This is a genomic window from Thermanaerothrix daxensis, assembly GCF_001306145.1.
GTDB lineage: Bacteria > Chloroflexota > Anaerolineae > Anaerolineales > Anaerolineaceae > Thermanaerothrix > Thermanaerothrix daxensis.
In genome coordinates this window covers 894,422-914,102 of record NZ_LGKO01000002.1, presented here as the reverse complement: position 1 = coordinate 914,102, position 19,681 = coordinate 894,422, and the positions used below count along the sequence as shown (strand labels likewise).

At 54.2% G+C, this 19,681-nt stretch carries 15 protein-coding genes; 4 read left to right on the top strand and 11 right to left on the bottom strand.

Annotated elements, in window-relative coordinates; genetic code table 11:
• Nucleotides 1–3: 3 nt before the first annotated feature.
• The 10 genes from SE15_RS04550 to folD all read right to left on the bottom strand — a co-directional run bounded on the left by SE15_RS04550 (nt 4) and on the right by folD (nt 12,260).
• Nucleotides 4–1,047, bottom strand: a complete 1,044-nt coding sequence (locus tag SE15_RS04550; protein ID WP_054520905.1) for an ABC transporter permease — start codon at nt 1,045–1,047, stop codon at nt 4–6.
• 16 nt (nt 1,048–1,063) lie between these two features.
• Nucleotides 1,064–2,527, bottom strand: a complete 1,464-nt coding sequence (locus SE15_RS04545; RefSeq protein WP_054520904.1) for an ABC transporter ATP-binding protein — start codon at nt 2,525–2,527, stop codon at nt 1,064–1,066.
• A 61-nt stretch (nt 2,528–2,588) separates the two neighbouring features.
• Entirely contained in the window at nt 2,589–3,878 is a 1,290-nt protein-coding gene (locus SE15_RS04540; RefSeq protein WP_054520903.1) for a BMP family lipoprotein, read from the bottom strand.
• 268 nt (nt 3,879–4,146) lie between these two features.
• On the bottom strand, nt 4,147–5,094 hold the full coding sequence (arcC, locus tag SE15_RS04535) for a carbamate kinase (protein ID WP_054520902.1): 948 nt from the start codon (nt 5,092–5,094) through the stop codon (nt 4,147–4,149).
• A 34-nt stretch (nt 5,095–5,128) separates the two neighbouring features.
• Nucleotides 5,129–6,109, bottom strand: a complete 981-nt coding sequence (locus SE15_RS04530) for an ornithine carbamoyltransferase (protein WP_054520901.1) — start codon at nt 6,107–6,109, stop codon at nt 5,129–5,131.
• 75 nt (nt 6,110–6,184) lie between these two features.
• On the bottom strand, nt 6,185–7,138 hold the full coding sequence (gene pyrB, locus SE15_RS04525) for an aspartate carbamoyltransferase (protein WP_054520900.1): 954 nt from the start codon (nt 7,136–7,138) through the stop codon (nt 6,185–6,187).
• Nucleotides 7,139–7,227: 89 nt separating this feature from the next.
• Complete coding sequence (locus SE15_RS04520) at nt 7,228–8,001, bottom strand: GntR family transcriptional regulator (protein WP_054520899.1); 774 nt, start codon at nt 7,999–8,001, stop codon at nt 7,228–7,230.
• 1 nt (nt 8,002) lies between these two features.
• Entirely contained in the window at nt 8,003–9,799 is a 1,797-nt protein-coding gene (gene ade / locus SE15_RS04515) for an adenine deaminase (protein ID WP_054520898.1), read from the bottom strand.
• 67 nt (nt 9,800–9,866) lie between these two features.
• Nucleotides 9,867–11,252 carry an 8-oxoguanine deaminase gene (locus tag SE15_RS04510; protein ID WP_054520897.1) on the bottom strand — a complete coding sequence of 462 codons (1,386 nt, stop codon included), beginning with the start codon at nt 11,250–11,252 and terminating at the stop codon, nt 9,867–9,869.
• Between the two features lie 129 nt (nt 11,253–11,381).
• Nucleotides 11,382–12,260: a bifunctional methylenetetrahydrofolate dehydrogenase/methenyltetrahydrofolate cyclohydrolase FolD gene (folD, locus tag SE15_RS04505; RefSeq protein WP_054520896.1), complete on the bottom strand. Its 879-nt coding sequence runs from the start codon at nt 12,258–12,260 to the stop codon at nt 11,382–11,384.
• Between the two features lie 233 nt (nt 12,261–12,493).
• Here folD and SE15_RS04500 point away from each other — a divergent pair, with 233 nt between their 5' ends.
• Together SE15_RS04500 and SE15_RS04495 are read left to right on the top strand one after the other, a co-directional pair.
• A complete protein-coding gene (locus tag SE15_RS04500) occupies nt 12,494–13,813 on the top strand; it encodes a UDP-glucose dehydrogenase family protein (RefSeq protein WP_054520895.1) in 1,320 nt (439 codons plus the stop codon).
• Between the two features lie 64 nt (nt 13,814–13,877).
• Entirely contained in the window at nt 13,878–14,798 is a 921-nt protein-coding gene (locus SE15_RS04495; protein ID WP_054520894.1) for an NAD-dependent epimerase/dehydratase family protein, read from the top strand.
• A 7-nt stretch (nt 14,799–14,805) separates the two neighbouring features.
• Here the strand turns inward: SE15_RS04495 and uvrA are convergent, their stop codons facing one another.
• Entirely contained in the window at nt 14,806–17,718 is a 2,913-nt protein-coding gene (uvrA, locus tag SE15_RS04490) for an excinuclease ABC subunit UvrA (protein WP_054520893.1), read from the bottom strand.
• 203 nt (nt 17,719–17,921) lie between these two features.
• Here uvrA and SE15_RS04485 point away from each other — a divergent pair, with 203 nt between their 5' ends.
• Together SE15_RS04485 and SE15_RS04480 are read left to right on the top strand one after the other, a co-directional pair.
• On the top strand, nt 17,922–19,277 hold the full coding sequence (locus SE15_RS04485) for an MFS transporter (RefSeq protein ID WP_054520892.1): 1,356 nt from the start codon (nt 17,922–17,924) through the stop codon (nt 19,275–19,277).
• A gap of 15 nt (nt 19,278–19,292) precedes the next feature.
• Nucleotides 19,293–19,652, top strand: coding sequence for a hypothetical protein (locus SE15_RS04480; protein WP_054520891.1), 360 nt, complete (start codon nt 19,293–19,295; stop codon nt 19,650–19,652).
• Nucleotides 19,653–19,681 lie beyond the last annotated feature (29 nt).

Sequence of the window (19,681 nt, the reverse complement as noted above, 5' to 3'; positions counted from 1 at the left end):
CCTTCATCGTCGCTGCATCAAGCGCTGACGGACACCATCCATCAGCAGAACTGAAAGGACCAATGCTCCCTGGAGCACCCCCGAAAGGGTCGAGTCGAGTTTCATTACTATTGGCAATTGAATACTACCGATATTCAGCGCCGCAAAGAACAACGCTACTGGGGCAGCCCAGGTAGGTTGATAGTTGATCAACATTGCTACCAACATGCCCAGGAAACCATATCCCGAAGAAATGGAAGGAATCAGGCGATGATAAACTCCCAAGACCTGCACCGCTCCCGCCAGACCGGCGAAAAGCCCGCATAGCAAAAAAGCCATCCACATATACTGGGTTGTGGGAATCCCCAACAGAAAAGCCGCCCGCCGGTTACGTCCAACTGCCTTCAACTTCAAGCCAAAGTAGGTACCTTGCAGAAGTAAGTAAATGACCACAATACCCACAATCCCTACTACCACCGACCAGGGACTAATGCGCAAGCCCGGAAATGTGGGCAGCCAAAGTGCCTCTTTAAAAGGCTCGGTGCCGCTCATCGAACCGATTCCCGGGCGCTTCCACGGACCAAATATCAGCCAGATGGTCAACGCCGTTGCAACGAAGTTCATTCCCAAACCGCCAAAGATCTCATTAACGCCGCCATAAATCTTTAGGAAAGCCACCACGCTTGCCCAAAGCATGCCCCCCAGCGCTCCGCTTATAAATCCAATCAAAATAATCAACGCTGGGGAGAGCGCACTATCCTGCAGCACACGCAAAGCCCAGGTTGTGAAAATCGCTCCTAACGTGATCTGGCCCTCCACGCCAATGTTCCACAATCCTGCCGTGTAGGTCACCAACAAACCAGAGGTTGCCAGTAACAGAGGGACCCACGCCACCAGCACGTCACTGAATTTATTTAAGGATCCAACCGATCCCATCACAATATTACGATAGGCCTCTAAAGGATCTGCCTTCGCCAGCACCATCACCAGCGAGGTAAACCCAAGCGCCAGAATAATGGCCAGAAGTTGAAAGGCAAGATTGGTCCACCTTGATGAGGTCTTTACCATGGCTGCTCCATTCGTCCTAGAATCCCTTGCCACCGATTAACTGGCCCAATTCCTCAACACTGGTCTTTGTTGCTTCGATAGGCTGTGAAACCTTGCCACCGAAGAAAACCAGAATGCGATCACTATAGTGCAAAATTTCTTCCAAATCCGCCGAGGTGAAGATAATACCCGTGCCCTGACGACAGCGCTCCTTCAATTTTCCCCATATCCAGATGGCTGACTCGATATCCAGGCCGCGGGTGGGGTGTTCCAACAAGAGCACATTCAGGGGTTGACGCAACATAGCCAGAAGCGCCCGTTGTTGATTGCCACCCGAAAGCGATTCAACCGTACTGGCTGGCATCCCCTTGATCGAGAAATCCGCAATGCGCTGAGCAGTGAGCGCTGCCGCTTTCTGACGATTGACAACCAGCCCGTTTTGGGGCTCCGCCAGCACGAAATGCTCGGTCAGTGTCAGCCCCGGGATCAGCCCCTCTTCCAGACGCGCCGCGGGTACGTAGGTGATCCCCGCCTCGAGAAACTCGCGGTAGGGCCGCCCGGTCAGGCGTTTTTCCCCCAAGTAAATCTCGCCCGCTACCGGGCGAATGATTCCAGCACACGCTTGCAGGAACTGGCGTTGCCCCGAACCTTCCATGCCTGCCAGGCCAATCACCTCGCCGCGATGCAACGTCAGGGTGACATTCTGAATCTGCAGCCGATAATCCTCAATACTGAGGTTTTCCAAACGTAGGAGAGGATCACTGGAACTGAAGTGGGTCTTGTCTTCGGGAAGCACCACTTTCCCGAACATCATCTTAACCAATTCCTCGGTACGGTAAGGTGGCGTCGTTTCCCCTACCAGTTTTCCCTGGCGCAACACTGCCACCCGATGACACAATTCCTCAACTTCTTCAAGTTTATGCGAGACAAAGATGACGGTCATGCCCTGCTCAGCCAACGCTCGCAGGGTAGCAAAAAGTTTTTCTTTCTGATTCGCACTAATCCCTGTTGTGGGTTCATCCAAAATGAGCACACGAGCCCCCAACCAGAGCAAACGCATGATTTCTAACTGTTGACGCTCACCAACCGTTAAAGAGTCTACATAGGCATATGGATCAATATTGAAACCGAACCGCGCCTGCAAGTCTTGCATGGCTCGTATGGCCTCGGCACGGTTAGGGAATAATCCACCCTGATGGCCAATGAGCAAATTATCTACCACGCGCATGGGCGGGAAATCCAACGGATCTTGATGCAACATTCCCACCCCATGACGGATCGCATCCGCGGGGGATTCGATCTTAACCGGCTTGCCATCCAGATGGATCTCACCTTCGTCGGCCTGGTAAAACCCTGAGAGAATTTTCATCAATGTGCTTTTTCCGGCGCCGTTTTCACCCAGTAACCCCTGGATCACACCGCTGGGGATTTTCAGCGTGATCCCATCGTTGGCATGCACCGGACCGAACCACTTGTGGATGTTGATCAGCTCAACGTTCATATCTCACCCGGCTATTTACAAATGGGGGGAAGGCAATCCTGCCTTCCCCCTTGTTATCCTATTACTCGCTAACGCTCTGGCCCTCCATGCCTTCCAGTAGTTGCGGCAAGTACCAGACCTGCAGGTCGGTCGCCACTTCACCTTCCTTCAGGAAGGGCGTGCCATCCTGGAAGTTGAGCGGACCTTTCCACAGATTCAAGCCAGCAGCCAACTCGGAAATGAACTTATCCACCTGGGCAGAAGCATCGGCAGAGAGTGCCGCGCCTTTCACAAAGCCCACATGGCTGGTATCCGGATTGTTGATGTCGTTCCAGTCTGGACCAACCCAATCCCACGAGGGTTTCCAGGTACCTGCAATTGCCTCCTGGATGTATTTAGCATACATCGGCCCCCAGTTGAAGTACGGGACGCCGAGGCAGACCTCCTCAGCTTCTTTGCAGGCTTCGATATAATCGTACGGAACGGCCCAGACCTCTTTGCCCTGGCCACGGAACTTCTTTGCCTCAACCAGCGCCTCGGTGGTGTCAATGCCGGAGATCACCACATCGTAGTTGCTGTTGAAGAAGTCATCCGCAACTTGGGTCGGGTCGGCAGTCACACCCGGAATGTTGAACCAAAAACCGATCCAGGTGACTTTGAACTTAAGTTGCGCTGGATCTTTCCCCAGGTACTCCGTCCAGCAGTAGCGAGCGCCCAGGTAGGCTGCGGCCGCCAAGCGGCGGGTTTCGTCATTGATGAGCGGACCCAAATAGCCAATCTGCCCCGTCTTGGTGGTGAGTGCGGCAGCACAACCGGCAATCATCTTGCCGTACTCCATGCGCCCCATCACATTGCCGAGATTGGGCAGATCACGGTAATTCTTGCCCTCCTTCCAGGCACCATCACCCGAAGCGTGGATTACGATAATGTCGGGACGTGCCTTGGCAAAGGCCTCAGCACCATCTTTCATGTCATCCGAGTTGAAGATCACCAGTTTAGCGCCTTTAGAGACCAGGTCTTCTGCCAACTGCTCGGGCGTGGTACCAGGACGATCAGCTGGGTTAACCTTATCAATGTAGATCATCTTTGCGCCCGGCACCTTCTCCTCAACATAGAGACCTGCTTCGTAATGGGCTTGGCTCCAGCCGCGGTCATTATAAGGACCTACCAGCAGCATCCCAAATACGAACTCCTGTGGTTGCACTGGCTCAGTGACTTCGGGCGCCTGGGTTGGCTCTGCCGCCGGCTTGGTAGGCTCAGCCGGCGGCTGGGTCGGTGCTGTGGTTGGCGCAGGCGTTGCAGCAGGCTGACAAGCCGCCAGCAACATGGCCAATACCAACAGAACACTCAGGACAAACCACGTGCGTTTCATAGTTCTTCCTCCTCCTTACAATTGAGCAATCAGAGTCTGGGAATGGGTATCACAGTGATTGGGACCAACAGATTGGGTTGAAATTACACTATGCAGTTTTCTGTTCGAAGATCACCTCCTTTCTGAAATTGATGGTTCATTTTTTTATATTCACTCCACCCCTAAAGACACTAATTGCTCGTATTTTAACCGATAAAGGAATTTCTAAAACTCACTTTTTGCAGGGAAGGGTGAAAAGACTCACCCTTCCCCTCCAACACCCTACGAATTAGGGCACAATCCAGGTGCCGGTTTCACCATGCAGGGCCCGTGTGAGATTCTCCGGGTTGGTGATGAGAGCCGCCTTCCCACCGCTCTCGAGGAAGCGGATGCAGGCCTGAATCTTGGGCAGCATGGAGCCCTTGGCGAAGTGTCCCTCAGCCATGTAGGCCTTGGCCTCGGCAACCGTCATCTTATCCAGCCAGACCTGGTTGGGCTTGTTGTAGTTCAGCGCCACCTTCTCCACAGCAGTGCTGATGATAAAGACATCTGCCTTGATCATGGTGGCTAACAGTGACGAACCGAAGTCCTTGTCAATGACCGCCTCTACGCCTACCAGTTCACCGGTTTCGGTGCGCACCACAGGAATACCACCACCGCCCACACCAACTACCACAAAGCCAGCATCAATCAGGGTGCGGATGGCAGGGGCTTCCACAATTTCAACCGGGATGGGCGAAGGCACCACACGCCGCCAACCACGTCCGGCATCCTCCACCACAACCCAGCCTTCTTTCTCGGCACGCTCTTTGGCGGTTTTCTCATCCATGAATGAACCAATCGGCTTGGTGGGGTTCTTGAAGGCCGGGTCATTGCGATCTACCACAGTCTGGGTCACCACAGCCACAGCCTTTTTATTCATCCCGCGGCGCAGAAACTCGTTATAAAGCGCCTGGGTGAACATATAGCCAATAGCGCCCTGTGTATCCGCGCCGCACACATCCAGGGGTACTTCGTGCAACTCGTGGCGAGCCAACTCCGAGCGGCGCAATACAAAACCTACCTGGGGACCGTTCCCGTGCGTGATGACCACATCCCAGCCTTCGGCGATCATACCGGCAATGTGGTGCATAGACTCGGCACCCGCCTCGTACTGATCCTTCACCGTTTGGTGCTGGGCATCCTTAATGAGTGAATTTCCACCTACTGCAACTACCGCTACACCTTTACGTTCCATGCCGTTCACCTCTGTTTTTAAGGAATCTTTATCATCAGGCCATGGTCAGAGCCATGACGGCCATCTGAGCGTGCATACGATTCTCGGCCTCATCGTACACCACTGACTGCGGCCCATCCATGACGCCATCCGTTACCTCAATATTGCGATCAGCCGGCAGCGGGTGCATATAGATGGCATCTGGCTTGGCCAGCGCCATGCGACGCTCATCGGTAATCCAATTCGAGTACTTCTGAAGCAACCGCGCACCCTCTTCAGTATCGGTGGTGTGGACCAGTGCACCCCAGGACTTAGCATAGATGATATCGGCATCCTTGAAGGCCTCGTCCATGTCATCCACGACCTCAAAGCCGGTGCCGTATTTGCGCGCCTGTTCCCGCGCCATATCCATGATCTCTGGCATCAGGCGGAACTCGGGTGGATGCGCAAGGACAATATCCAGCCCAAAGCGCGGCATCTGTAGGATGAGGGATTGCGGTACCGAGATGGGCTTCTGGTAGGAAGCCGCATAAGCCCAGGAAACCACCATCTTCTTGCGGCGCAAGTCACGCCCCTTCTTCTCAAAGATAGTCATTAGGTCAGCCAGACACTGGAAGGGGTGGTAAATATCACATTGCATGTTCAGCACCGGCACACGCGAGTACTTCGCCACCTCGGTGATGTACTTGTTCCCTACCCCCCAGTCTACATGGCGGATGGCAATGCCATCGTAATAGCGCCCAAAGATCTCACCAATCTCTTTCGGCGTGTCGCCATGGGCAATCTGGGTTGTGCGGCTCTCGATGAAAGCGGCGTGACCACCCAGATGAGCCATGCCTGCCTCGAAAGAACCGCGAGTACGGGTGCTGCTGAAGAAGAACAGCATGGCCAGAACTTTATCCCGCAAGTAGGGGGTGGGCTCACCCAAAGCGCGCTTGCGCTTCAGGTCAAAAGCCACCTCCAGCACAGTTTCAACTTCTTCTTTCGAAAAGTCCAGATCACCGATTAGATCACGTCCACGTAAATAGGTTTGCATCTTTACTCTCCTTTCTCATCCAAAATGTGGCTCTGAGAGTCTACAAACCCGACTCTCAGAGCCGCATCATTCAAACTACTCCATTGCGCCCAGAACCAGCGCCAGGATGGCCATGCGGACCACGACACCGTAGAAGGCTTCCTGCCAGTAGCGCGACCAGCGGGTAATATCCACATCGGTCGGGATTTCATCCATGCGCGGCAGGGAGTGCAGCAGGATAGCCCCTTCCTTGGCCTTGCGCTCTAGCAATTCACGGGTGATCTTGTAATTCGCAGGAGTCTGCCCAACGTCACCCTTGCGCTCATCACGGGCCTTGGTGTAATCGGGCTGCACCACCGGCTCAACCAGGATGACATCTGCCTCGTGGATCACCTGCTCGACGTGCTCAGCTTCCTTGAAGTTAAGGCTGTACTGGCGCAGCTCAGCCTTGAACTCCTCAGTCAACGACATTTCAGGCGGAGCCACGAAAGTCACCGGGCAGTCGAACTGAGTCAGCGCATAAGCCAGAGAGTGCATGGTGCGCATGCGCATATCACCCACCGCCAGCCACTTCAAGCCATCAATGCGGCCCTTCTCGCGCAGTACGGTGTAAAGGTCGGTGAGAATCTGAGTTGGGTGTTCACCCCAACCATCTCCGGCATTAATCACCGGCACACTGGCCCACTTGGCCGCCTCATGAGGAGCACCCTGCTGGAAGTGACGCATCACAATCACATCACCGTAGAACTCCAGCATTTTGACGGTATCTTTAATGGACTCCTGATACCAGTCGCCTGCGCGGGTCATTTTGGCATCCGCAAAACCAGTCACGTGACCACCCAAGCGATGCATTGCCGCCTCGTGCGCCAGGCGGGTGCGGGTGCTGGGTTGATAGAAAGCCGTGACCAGCGTCTTATGGGCCAGCAAATTGCTGTTGCGGCGACTACGAGCAATGGGTTCCATTTGCTCAGCCACCTCAAAGATGCGGAAGAACTCTTCACGTTCAAAATCTTTCAAAGAGAGAATGTCACGACCGAGAAAACTACGCATGGCTTAAACCTCCGAATGTTTTAGAATAGGTGTTGTTATAAGTTGTGATACACGCTGTAAGGCACAGCAATTTGACACATTTTTAGCCTTTATCCAACCGGCTTGGCACCTCCTCCTTGCGCTTCAAACTCAAGCGAGCTAACGGGTATTCCCACCCGACGCACGACGTGGAAACGGAAATAGCCCGGCAGGAAATAACTTTGGGAAAAATCTACCACCCGCCCACCGGCATCGAAAAGCTGAGCCTGGAACATTAGTAGCACATCCCCGCGCTGGATCTCCAGACGCCGCGCAATATCTGAGGGCGCCGCCACCGCTCGAATTTCAGTAAAGGAGTCTGCAAGTTGAGGCACACCACGGTGTAAAAGGAAGTCCAGCACGGAACCTGTGAAACCCTCATTGAGTTCTTCGGGCGTCAGGATATCCTCTGGCAGGATATCAATGAGAAAAGCCACCGGGCGACTATCTGCATGAATAACGCGCTCCACCCGCACAACCACGGTTCCCGGCTCAACGCGCAAACCTTCGGCCACCAGCGCATCCGCATTTAAGCGGGTGATAGTACACTCACCCATATGCACTTCCAGCCCTATACGTTGCGCCAGAGTCTCCAGACTCTCCAGCACCTCCAACCCCGACTCAATGACCCGGGGGTGTTGAACAACAAACGTGCCCTTCCCCTGGCGGCGGCGAATGAGTCCCTGCCCTTCAAAGGAGCGCATGGCCTCGCGTAAAGTGGCGCGCGAAACGCCCAGATCTTTTGCCAATTGGGGCTCTGAGGGTAACCGCTGACCTGGCGGTGTATTGGCGATCAATTCGGCCAGCTGTACTTGCAAACGCTGGTAAGGATGTTGATTCTCCATCTCACCTCTCTACAACCGGGATGAATTTAAACTGTGTTACATCCACCAGGCCCAGATCAGAAATACGTAGCTCGGGAATGACCACCAGGGCCAGCAGGCTCAATTGCATATTAGGATTATTTAATTTGCATCCACAGGCCCGAAAACCTTCCAGAACGCTCTCGGCTTGAGCCGCCACCACTTCGGCACGTTGATTCGACATCAAGCCGGCAATGGGCAACTCAACTTTTCCAATAATCTCACCATCTTTCACAACCACCTGGCCACCCCCGCACTCTGCCAGGGCATTGACAGCCTGCGCCATGCACGCCTCATCGGTACCAACAACGATGAGATGATGGCTATCATGAGCCACCGTTGTGGCAATACCACATCGCGCGGTCAAACCAAACCCGTGCACCAATCCAACCTGGACAATCCCGGTGGCACGATGCCGTTCAACCAGCGCAATTTTAGCCAAATCGCGCTCCGGATCAGGTTTGATCTCCCCATTTGTTACCATCACCGACATTCGCAGATGCCGGGTAGGAGCCTGATTTTCAATGACGCCGATAACGTGGGCCGTTACCTGCCCCTGCTGCACATCCGGAACGCTGAGGCGGAAATCCTCAGCAGTCAATGGGCGTTTGAGGTGCACCGAGTGCAATGCCCATTCCGGATAAGTGATGCTCGGCAACTCAATCAACCAGTGTCCCTCACGGGCAATCCACCGGCCCTTGGCCATGACTGCCGCCGGACGAAAATCTACCAAATCGGGAACCAGAAGGATGTCGGCATAACGCCCTGGGGCAATCATCCCCAAATCTCGGCTTACGCCAAAATGCTCAGCCGTATTGATCGTAGCCATCTGGATAGCCGTAATAGGCCGCAGGCCCTGAGCAATGGCATGACGAATCACCCGATCCATGTGCCCTTCCTGCACAAGGGTTGCGGAATGGCTGTCATCCGTACAAAGCAGGAACCGGCGCGGATCTAGTCCCATCTCAGTCACGGCGCGCACCTGGGTCGCCACATCATGCCAAGCCGAACCGTAGCGCATCATCACCCGCATTCCCTGACGAGCGCGGGCTACTGCATCTTCTAACCGCGTTCCCTCATGGTCGTCTTCGGCACCCCCGGCCACATACCCATGGAAGGGCAACCCCAGGTCCGGAGAAGCATAATGACCGCCAATGGTTTTACCTGCATTGCGTGCGATAGCCATTTCAGCGTGGGGTTTTTCACGGCTCTGGAAAACCCCCGGGAAATCCATCATCTCACCCAGACCGATGATCCCCGGCCAGGTCATTGCCTCGGCTACTTCCTCTGGACCAATGGTTGCACCCGGAGTCTCCAAACCCGGTGCTGAGGGGACACAAGAAGGCACTTGCACAAACACGTGAATGGGTTGCACAATAGCCTCATCCACCATTAACCGCACGCCTTTCAACCCGAACACGTTAGCGATCTCATGCGGGTCAATGAACATCCCCGTTGTGCCATGCGGGCCCACAGCGCGTACAAACTCCGTCACCGTTAACATGCCCGACTCGACATGCATGTGGGCATCCAACAGACCAGGTACGAGATACGCCTCCTGGGCATCCACAACCTCGGTCTTCTCGCCGATGGTATGACTCGCATCCGGCCCCACAAAGGCAATACGCTCACCCAAAATGGCCACATCAGTGTGGGGAATGACTTCTCCGGTCTGCACAGATACCCAACGGCCATTACGAATAACCTTATCAGCGGGCAAGCGCCCCATGGCACAATCAACCAGACGACGGGTCATTTCAGGGGTAATAGACTTGGACATGGTCTCCTCCTGGTAAAAGGCCCTGACAAGAGCGCAATGAACAACCTACAAGAAGTTCAACTGTAAACTAGCCTTGCAATAAACGCCGGGAAGCACGATTGTGCCGCTCAATAAGACGCGGCAAGTCCAGGGTTTGCAATACCCCGTTTTTGACAACAATACGGCCATGTACCACGGTATAACTCGCTCGCTGGGGCTGACAGAAGACTAACGCCGCTACCGGATCGTGGAGTGCACCTGCATAATCCAGCGCATTCAGATCAAAAGCCACAAAGTCGGCACACTTACCCGGTTCCAGCGACCCTATGTCGGTGCGCCCCAGCACAGCCGCCCCACCACGTGTCGCCAGTTCCAGCGCTTGACGGGCAGTCATCAGTGGCGGTGCATCCTCGCTGGAGAGCGAAGCCCCCTCCAGCGCCGCACCCAGACGTGCCAGCAACATGGCCTGCCGTGCTTCACCCAATAAATGCGAACTATCGTTACTGGCCGAACCATCCACCCCCAGCCCAACTTTGACCCCATGAGCCAGGTAGCGCATCACCGGGGCAATCCCCGAGGCCAAGCGCATGTTGGAACCCGGACAGTGCGCCACCCCACATCCGGTGCGAGCAAACACCTGGATCTCCATCGCGTTGACGTGCACGGCGTGAGCAAACCAGACATCCTCTCCCACCCATTCCAGGCTTTCCATGTAAGCCACCGGACGATAGCCAAACTTCTGCAGGCAGAAAACCTCCTCATCCTGCGTTTCGGCCAGATGGGTATGCAGGTGAACGCCATAATGCCGCGCCAGGCGTGCGCTCTCTCGCATCAGGTCCCCGGTCACACTGAACGGTGAACACGGCGCCAACACGATTTGAACCATGGCCCCCGGTTTGGGATCGTGGTAGGTCTCAATAAGGCGTTGGCTGTCGCGGAGGATATGTTCCTCGCTGTCTACCACGCTGTCCGGAGGCAATCCTCCCTGGCTCTCCCCCAAACTCATCGAACCACGCGAGGCATGTAGACGTACCCCTACCTCACGCGCTGCGGCAATCTCATCATCCAGGCGCGAGCCATTTGGAAAAAGATAGAGATGATCTGACGCCGTGGTGCACCCCGAAAGCGCCAATTCGGCCAGCGCCGTTTGCGTGGAGATGTAGATATCCTCGGGGGTCATGCGCGCCCAAATGGGGTACAACGTCTTAAGCCAGTTGAACAGGTTGGCATTCTGCGCTGCCGGCACCGCCCTGGTCAAAGTCTGGTAAAAGTGATGATGAGTATTGATCAATCCCGGGATCACAATGTGCCCGCGAAGATCTAACACCTCATCGGCAGTTGCCGGCAATTCAGCCGTGGGACCCACCTGCTCAATAAACCCGTCACGGACAAAAAGACCTCCCTCGGGAATCTCCCGACGGAGGTCATCCATAGTGATAAGAAGCGCGGCATGCTTGACAAGGAGGGTGGACATGGTTACGCCAACCACTCAGGAAGGAGGAAGAAAGGAGATTTGGTCACGGCTTGCCCTGTTGATCACCTGGACGCTTATAGATTAACCGAAAGTTGTCATTTTGTCAATTGTCTGACAATATGATTTTTGTCACATTTCTGCCAGTTCCGCGGCCCTTAAGGTGTTTTTCAGCAGCATGGCAATGGTCATAGGCCCCACGCCACCCGGCACCGGGGTAATATAACCCGCCACTTGACGCACCTCCTCAAATGCCACGTCACCGACCAGGCGCTGCCCTTTGGGATGAGTGGGATCTTCAATGCGATTGATGCCAACATCAATCACCACGGCTCCCGGTTTGACCCAATCCGCACGTACCATCTCGGCACGTCCCACTGCTGCCACCAGCACATCCGCCTGGCGGGTTACAGCGGGTAAGTCGCGTGTGCGTGAGTGGCATATCGTAACCGTGGCATCCGCTCGTACCAAGAGCAACGCCATGGGCATTCCAACAATGTTTGAACGGCCCAGCACCACTGCATTCAACCCACGCAAGGAGGGCACAACGCGTTCGATGAGATAGAGACAGCCAGCCGGGGTGCAGGGAACAAAGAGCGGCTCCCGTCCCTTTTGTGCCAGTCGTCCGATATTGAGAGGATGAAAACCATCCACGTCCTTCTGGATGCTAATCGCTCCCAAAACCCGCTCCTCATCCAACCCATCAGGCAGTGGCAATTGCACCAAAATGCCGTGAATGCGGGGGTCTTGATTTAATTCCCTAACCAATCCTTCCACCTGGTCTTGGGTCGCTGTTGCCGGTAGTTCAAACCCAAAGGATTGGATACCCACTTCCTCACAGGCTTTGCGCTTGCTGCGCACATAAACCTGAGAGGCGGGGTTATCCCCCACCAGCACCGTCGCCAGACCCGGCACTGTCTTGCCTGCGGCCACACGCTCTGCAACCGCCTGTTTGACCTCGGCTCGGATCTGCTCCGCCACCGCTTTTCCATCAATGATTTCTGCAGGCATAGGCTCATTCTCCTTTCTTTGGCCAAAACATCCATATACATTTCAAATCAAAACGAACTTTGAAAATCCCCTCTTAAGTTCTCTGACATTTTACATCAGTTTACAAGTTAAAGCATCCGAAACCCCTCACCAACCCATATGACAAACATCCATAGTCTTGCATCCATAGTCTTGCATCCATGCCAAACATTCACTCGGTTTCGGCTATAATTTTGTCAGGAGGTCATACAACCATGAGCAACATCTGCGTCATTGGTACCGGTTATGTAGGACTCGTCACGGGTACCTGCTTCGCCGATCTTGGTAACAAAGTTGTGTGTTTGGATATTGATGAAAATCGCATTGAAAAACTCAAACAGGGCATCATGCCCATCTACGAACCAGGACTGGAGCAACTGGTCGCCCAGAACGTTCGAGCCGGCCGCCTCTCCTTTACGACCAGTTACCCCGAAGCCCTCAAAGACGCCGAATTTGCCTTCATTGCCGTGGGTACCCCCTCAGGAGTGGATGGTGAAGCCGATTTGCAATATGTGCGTGCGGTTGCTGAAGCCATTGCGGATCATGTGGATCACCCCATTATTGTGGTCAATAAATCTACCGTCCCGGTCGGGACCGGAGACTGGGTAGCCGACATTATCCGCAAGCGCCGGGCAGGGCGTCCGCTGCAATTCTCGGTTGTCTCCAACCCAGAATTCCTGCGCGAGGGCTCAGCCATCCACGACTTCATGAACCCCGACCGGGTGGTACTGGGATCGCTGGATCGCGAAGCGGCTTCCAAAGTAGCCCAGTTGTATCTTACTTTGCGTTGCCCCATTCTGATCACTGACTTGCGCACTGCTGAGATGATCAAATATGCCTCCAACGCTTTTCTGGCTACACGCATCTCCTTCATAAATGAAATCGCAACTATCTGCGAGGAACTAGGGGCAGATGTGCGTCAGGTCGCCATTGGCATGGGCCTGGATAAGCGCATCGGGCCTGCCTTCCTGGACGCCGGATTAGGCTGGGGTGGTAGTTGTTTTCCCAAGGATGTCAAAGCCCTGGCGCACATGGCAGTGCTCCATGGATCTAACCCCCAACTCCTTCAGGCCGTCATGGAGATCAACCGCAACATGCGTCGCCGGGTTGTTATGCGCCTGCGCAAGGCATTGGGCACCCTTAATGAAAAGGTAATCGGCGTGCTTGGCCTCTCCTTCAAGCCAAACACCGATGATATTCGTGAAGCCCCCGCACTAGAACTGATCCACTTGATGGAGAATGAAGGCGCGTTAATCCGGGCTTATGACCCCCAGGCCATGGAAAACGCGCGTCCCCTGTTGCCCAAAGCCATTTTATGTGCCAGCCCCTACGAAGTCGCCGAAGGCGCGGATGCGCTGGTCTTAGCAACTGAGTGGAATGAATTCAAACAACTGGATTTTGAACGCATTTACCATCTGATGCGCAACCCATTGATCATGGACGGCCGCAATCTGTGGGATCCCGAGCATTTACGAAGCCTCGGTTTCACCTATTTCGGCATTGGGCGCGCAACCAACGGTATTGTCAATGGCTGAACCCCTCTTCCGGGCCCACCCCAAATTTGGGTGGGCCCAATTTTTTGAATAAGCGAGGGATGTGATGAAAGTGCTAATCACTGGCGGAGCAGGTTTTATCGGGAGCCACTTGGTAGATCGTTTAGTCCAGCATCCCCAATATGAACTCATCATTCTAGACAACCTACTGCGGGGGCGGTTGGAAAACATTGCCCACCATCGCCACAACCCACGCGTTTCTTTTGTCCACGGCGACGTACGCCGCTACGGCGACGTGCTAGATGCCATGCGGGGCTGTCAACTGGTTTACCACCTGGCGGCACAGACCCGAATCATGGGAAGCGTGGCACGAGTGGACGCTTGTTTTGAAACCAACGTAATCGGCACCTTCAACGTACTTAAAGCCGCTCACCACCTTGAAGTCCCCAGAGTCGTTTTTACATCCTCGGGTGAAGTATACGGCGAACCTCGCCACTTGCCAGTGGATGAATCCCATCCCTTGCGCAGTAAAAATCCCTACGGTGCCAGCAAAGTGGCCGCCGAGGTCTACTGTCAGGTTTTCCAGGAAGTTTATCATCTGCCCATATCGGTCCTCCGCCTGTCTCACGTTTATGGTCCGCGTGATACAGAACGGGTCATTCCGGTTTGGATTCGCAACGCCCTCCGCGGCAAAGACCTTATCGTCTTCGGGGGAGAACAGGTGATTGACTGGGTGTGGGTAGAGCAGGTCGTAGAGGCTCTGCTGCGAGCAACTTCCCTGCCCAATTCGAGTGAACCCATCAACATTGGCCACGGCAAAGGTGTTCCCATTCTGGAACTGGCCAAGCACATTCTGGAATTGACAAATTCCACCTCGCAACTCGTGCTTCAACCTCCTCGCGCCGCCGAGGTGGTGCGCTACGAACCCCGGGTAGATCGCATGCGGACCCTTCTAAACCTCCACCCTCCCGAGGACGCCCTTGAGCACCTGCCTGCGCTTGTTAATGCGTGGCGAGAGGCGCTTTGAATGCATCTCAAACCGAGTAAGACGGCGTAAATAAACGATGTTCTTCCAAATAACGCTTTAAGTACTGGCCAGTGTAGGAGTCGGGCACCCGGCAAATTTCCTCAGGGGTACCGGCAGCCACCAACCGCCCCCCTCGGTCACCGCCTTCGGGACCCAGATCAATGATGTAATCGGCTACCTTGACAATATCCAGATTGTGTTCGATGATCAAAACAGTATTGCCCGCATCCACCAACCGCTGCAACACCTCAATCAGCTTGTGAACATCGGCGGCGTGGAGTCCCACCGACGGCTCATCCAGCACGTACAAGGTGCGCCCCGTTGCACGGCGCGAAAGTTCCCTCGCCAGTTTTACTCGTTGTGCCTCCCCTCCCGATAGCGTAGGAGCCGGCTGGCCAATACGAATATACCCAAGACCCACATCTTCCAGGGTGCGTAATTTGTTAACAATCGAGGGGAAGGCAGCAAATAGATCAATCGCCTCGCTGACCGTGGTATCCAGCACCTCCGCTATATTCAATCCCTTGTAACGCACCTGTAACGTCTCGCGATTGAAACGGGCTCCATGGCACACATCACAGGGTACATACACATCTGGCAGGAACTGCATTTCAATGCGTAACTGCCCCTGCCCCTGACAAGCTTCACAGCGCCCTCCGTGAACGTTGAAGGAAAAACGGCCCGCCTTGTAACCGCGCATACGGCTTTCGGGCAACTCGGCAAATAACTTGCGGATCTCATCAAACAGCCCTGTGTAGGTCCCCGGATTTGAACGTGGAGTGCGGCCAATCGGGGATTGATCAATGTTGATCACTTTATCAATGTGTTCAATTCCTTCAATTCGATCGTATTCACCTGGCTGAGTGCGCGCACCATGCAGTTCCTTTGCCAGGGCTTTGTAAAGCACGTCAATCATCAAGGTGGACTTGCCCGAGCCGGAAACACCCGTGATGCATACCAGACGTCCCAGCGGAATACGTACTGTCAGATTCTTGAGGTTGTTCGCCCGTGCTCCCACAATTGTGAGCCATTTGCCATTACCCTTCCGCCGCTGGATCGGCATGGGTACCTGCATCCGCCCGGAGAGATATGCGCCTGTGAGCGATTGAGGGTGATTGAGAATGACCTCCACCGGTCCTTCGGCAATGACGTATCCTCCATGCTCCCCGGCCCCAGGCCCCAGATCAATCACCCAATCCGCAGATCGAATGGTCTCTTCATCGTGCTCCACTACCAGGACGGTATTTCCCAAATCACGCAAGCCTTTCAAAGTAGCCAGCAAGCGCGCATTATCACGCGGGTGTAATCCAATGGAAGGCTCATCCAGCACATATAAAACCCCCATCAATCGTGAGCCGACCTGGGTTGCCAGACGAATGCGCTGGGCTTCACCCCCCGAAAGCGTATTAGCTGACCGACGCAAGGTAAGATAATCCAGTCCCACATCCACCAAGAATCCTAACCGGGCCCTAATCTCCTTAAGCACACGATCAGCAATAGCCCGTTGACGTTCACTCAGCGGGGAATCCTCACCCATCAATCGCTCAATCCAGGCCAGAGTCTGATTAACCGGCCAATCGGTGACCTCTACAATGTTATGCCCATCTACTGTAACCGCCAGCGCCTCAGGGCGCAAACGGGTACCCTTACATGTGGGGCAAGGCTGATCAGTCATAAACTCGGCAATCCGGGCGCGGATATACTCGGAATTGGTTTCCCGATAACGCCGCTCCAGGTTGGGTATAACTCCCTCAAAAGCGGTTACATAACTGGCGTGGCGATCGTTGCGCCCATGCAGGTGTACCCGAACCTCTTCCCGCCCTGTGCCATAAAGAATCTTGTTCAGTTTTTCGGCCGGAATGCTAGATACAGGAGCGTCAAGGTCTATATCATAGGCTTTCGCTACCGCTTCAACCATCTGCCAGTAATACCCCCCTTGTTCGCGAGGACCATTCCATTCCAGAGCAACAATGGCACCATCATTAAGCGAACGATCCTTATCGGGGATGATCAAATCGGGGTCAATTTCCAGACGACTCCCCAGACCCTGACAATCCGGGCAGGCTCCATGCGGAGTATTGAAAGAGAAGGTACGCGGTTCAATCTCAGGAAGGCTGACCCCATGTTCTGGGCAAGCCAGGTGCTCTGAGAAAAACAGATCCTGGGGTGGATCTACCGAGACATTTTGCACAATCAGGTACCCTTCACCCACTTTCAACGCTGTTTCAACCGAGTCGGTGAGCCGCGAGAGAAATGTGCGTTGTTCTTCCCCATCCCCTTCGCGTCGGATAACCAACCGATCTACCACCGCCTCAATGTTGTGAATCTTGTAACGATCCAGGGTGATCTCATCATCCAGGCTGTAGATTTTGCCATCCACGCGCACCCGCACAAAGCCGGCTTTACGGATCTCTTCAAACACCGCCTGGTATGTACCTTTGCGTCCACGCACCACTGGCGCTAATAAGATGAGGCGCGTGCCTTCGGGCAACGCTAGCAAAGCATCCACAATCTCCTGAGCAGATTGGCGCACAACTTCCCGTCCACAAACCGGGCAGTGCGGGATACCCACCCGTGCAAAGAGTAGACGTAAATAATCGTAAATCTCGGTTACCGTTCCAACCGTTGAACGCGGATTGTGAGAGGTAGCTTTCTGGTCAATCGAAACTGCGGGAGAAAGCCCTTCGATGTAATCCACATCTGGCTTCTCCATTTGCCCCAAAAACTGGCGAGCATATGCCGAGAGTGATTCTACGTAGCGTCGCTGTCCCTCGGCAAAAATCGTGTCAAACGCCAATGAGGACTTGCCCGAACCCGACAGACCGGTGATTACCACCAGTTTATCGCGCGGAATTTCAACCGTGATGTTTTTCAGATTGTGCTCACGTGCACCGACCACCCGAATTTTATTCTGTGTCATACCGATACCTCAACCCGATTACCTGATCAGGAACTATTATCCATATATTCAACCTAGACCTTTAATTCTAATCCCATTAACCTCTCCTGAGGGTACTCTCGCAACTCCGTAAAAACTTTAAGATCTCTTAACCCGGGTTAATCCCACAGAAAACTGTTGGGACGTATAATACTCTCTATAACCCCCATTAAGAGGTGCCACTCATGGAAGAAGCACAACAACATCGTCGCGCAATTTGGGCATGGACGATGTACGATTGGGCCAATTCAGCCTTTGCCACCACCATCATGGCCGCCGTCCTTCCCGTGTATTACGCCTCTGTTGCCGCAGCAGATCTGCCTCCTAATGAGGCAACCTCGAATTGGGCATTCACCACGACCATCGCCCTGGTGCTGGTAGCGGTCTTAGGCCCCATCCTGGGAGCCATGGCCGATTTCAGCGGTGCCAAAAAACGCTTTCTAACCACATTTGCTCTGATGGGCATCTTGGGCACCGCATTGCTCTATTTTGTTCAGCGCGGCGACTGGATAATGGCTTCGCTCTTTTACATCTTGGGCAGCATCGGGTTTTCGGGGGCGAATGTCTTTTACGATTCCCTGCTCCCTCATGTTGCCACGCCAGATGAAATTGATCAGGTCTCTTCGCGGGGTTATGCCATGGGCTATGCAGGGGGAGGTATTCTACTAGCAATCAATATGGCCATGATTCTCTTTGGGCCCAAAGTTCTTCCCTCTTTACTCCCCGGTCTAGCTCTCGATCAAGCCACTTTGACCACCGTGATGACCCGTCTTGCCTTCGTTACCGTGGCAGTGTGGTGGTTCTCCTTCACCATTCCCCTATGGCGTTTTGTTCCTGAACCACCCCGGCGCATTCTTAGCAATGAGACAGGCTTCAATCCCATAAAAGCCAGTTTTACCCGTCTGGCCAGCACTTTTCGTAATATTCGCCAGTACGGTGAATTAATGAAATTCATCGTGGCTTTTTGGCTCTACAATAACGGGATCGGCACGATTATTTACATGGCTACTATTTATGGCACCGAACTGGGCTTCGGCATTGAGACCACGGTCGGTACACTGTTGATGGTACAGTTTGTCGCCATCCCCTTTGCCATCCTCTTTGGCTGGCTGGCAAAAAAGATGGGCACCAAACCTGCCATCCTGTTGAGTCTGGCCATTTACACCGCTATTGCCATTGGAGGATACTTCTTGCGCACGCCTTTGCACTTCTTTTTGCTGGGCTTTGCTGTAGCCACTGTTCAGGGAGGAAGTCAGGCATTGAGCCGCTCGCTCTTTGGGCGCATGGTACCAAAGAGCCAGTCTGCTGAATTTTATTCGTTCTTTGGGGTAAGCGAGAAAATCGCCGGGACGGTGGGCCCTCTGGTCTTTGGGATCGTAAGCCGACTGATGGGGGGAAGCCGTTTCAGTATCATCTCACTAATCATCTTCTTCGTCCTGGGCATGCTACTGCTCACTCGGGTTAATGAGCACGAAGGCATTCGGGTCGCCGAGGCCGAAGAACAAACCTTTCTGGCACAGGCGCCTGTTCCTGGCGCATAAACCTTAGAGGCACTTATGCTACGCTACCACCCACTGCAACCTGACCCCGACGCACTGCCTCCCTCCCAAGTGCGCTTCAAATCCGTGAAAGTAGAGCCGTGGCCAGAGGGGCGCAAAGTACGCGTCTTAATGGATATCACCCCATTCCAGCAGCCGCCGAATATTGAAGTCACCATAACCGATCTCGAAGGCCATGAAATCACCTCAGCCCACATTATCGAGAACGTAGACTATCGCCTGGTCATAACCCTACACTTGCGAAAAATCGTTCCGCAAACACAATACCGTTTGATTGTTCGAATGATCTATCCCGATGTGGGTGCGGTAGACGAACAGAGCCTGATTTTCGAACTGCTCCCGCCTCCTGAGGCTTAAGGGCTCCCCCAACCCCCACCCCGCTAACC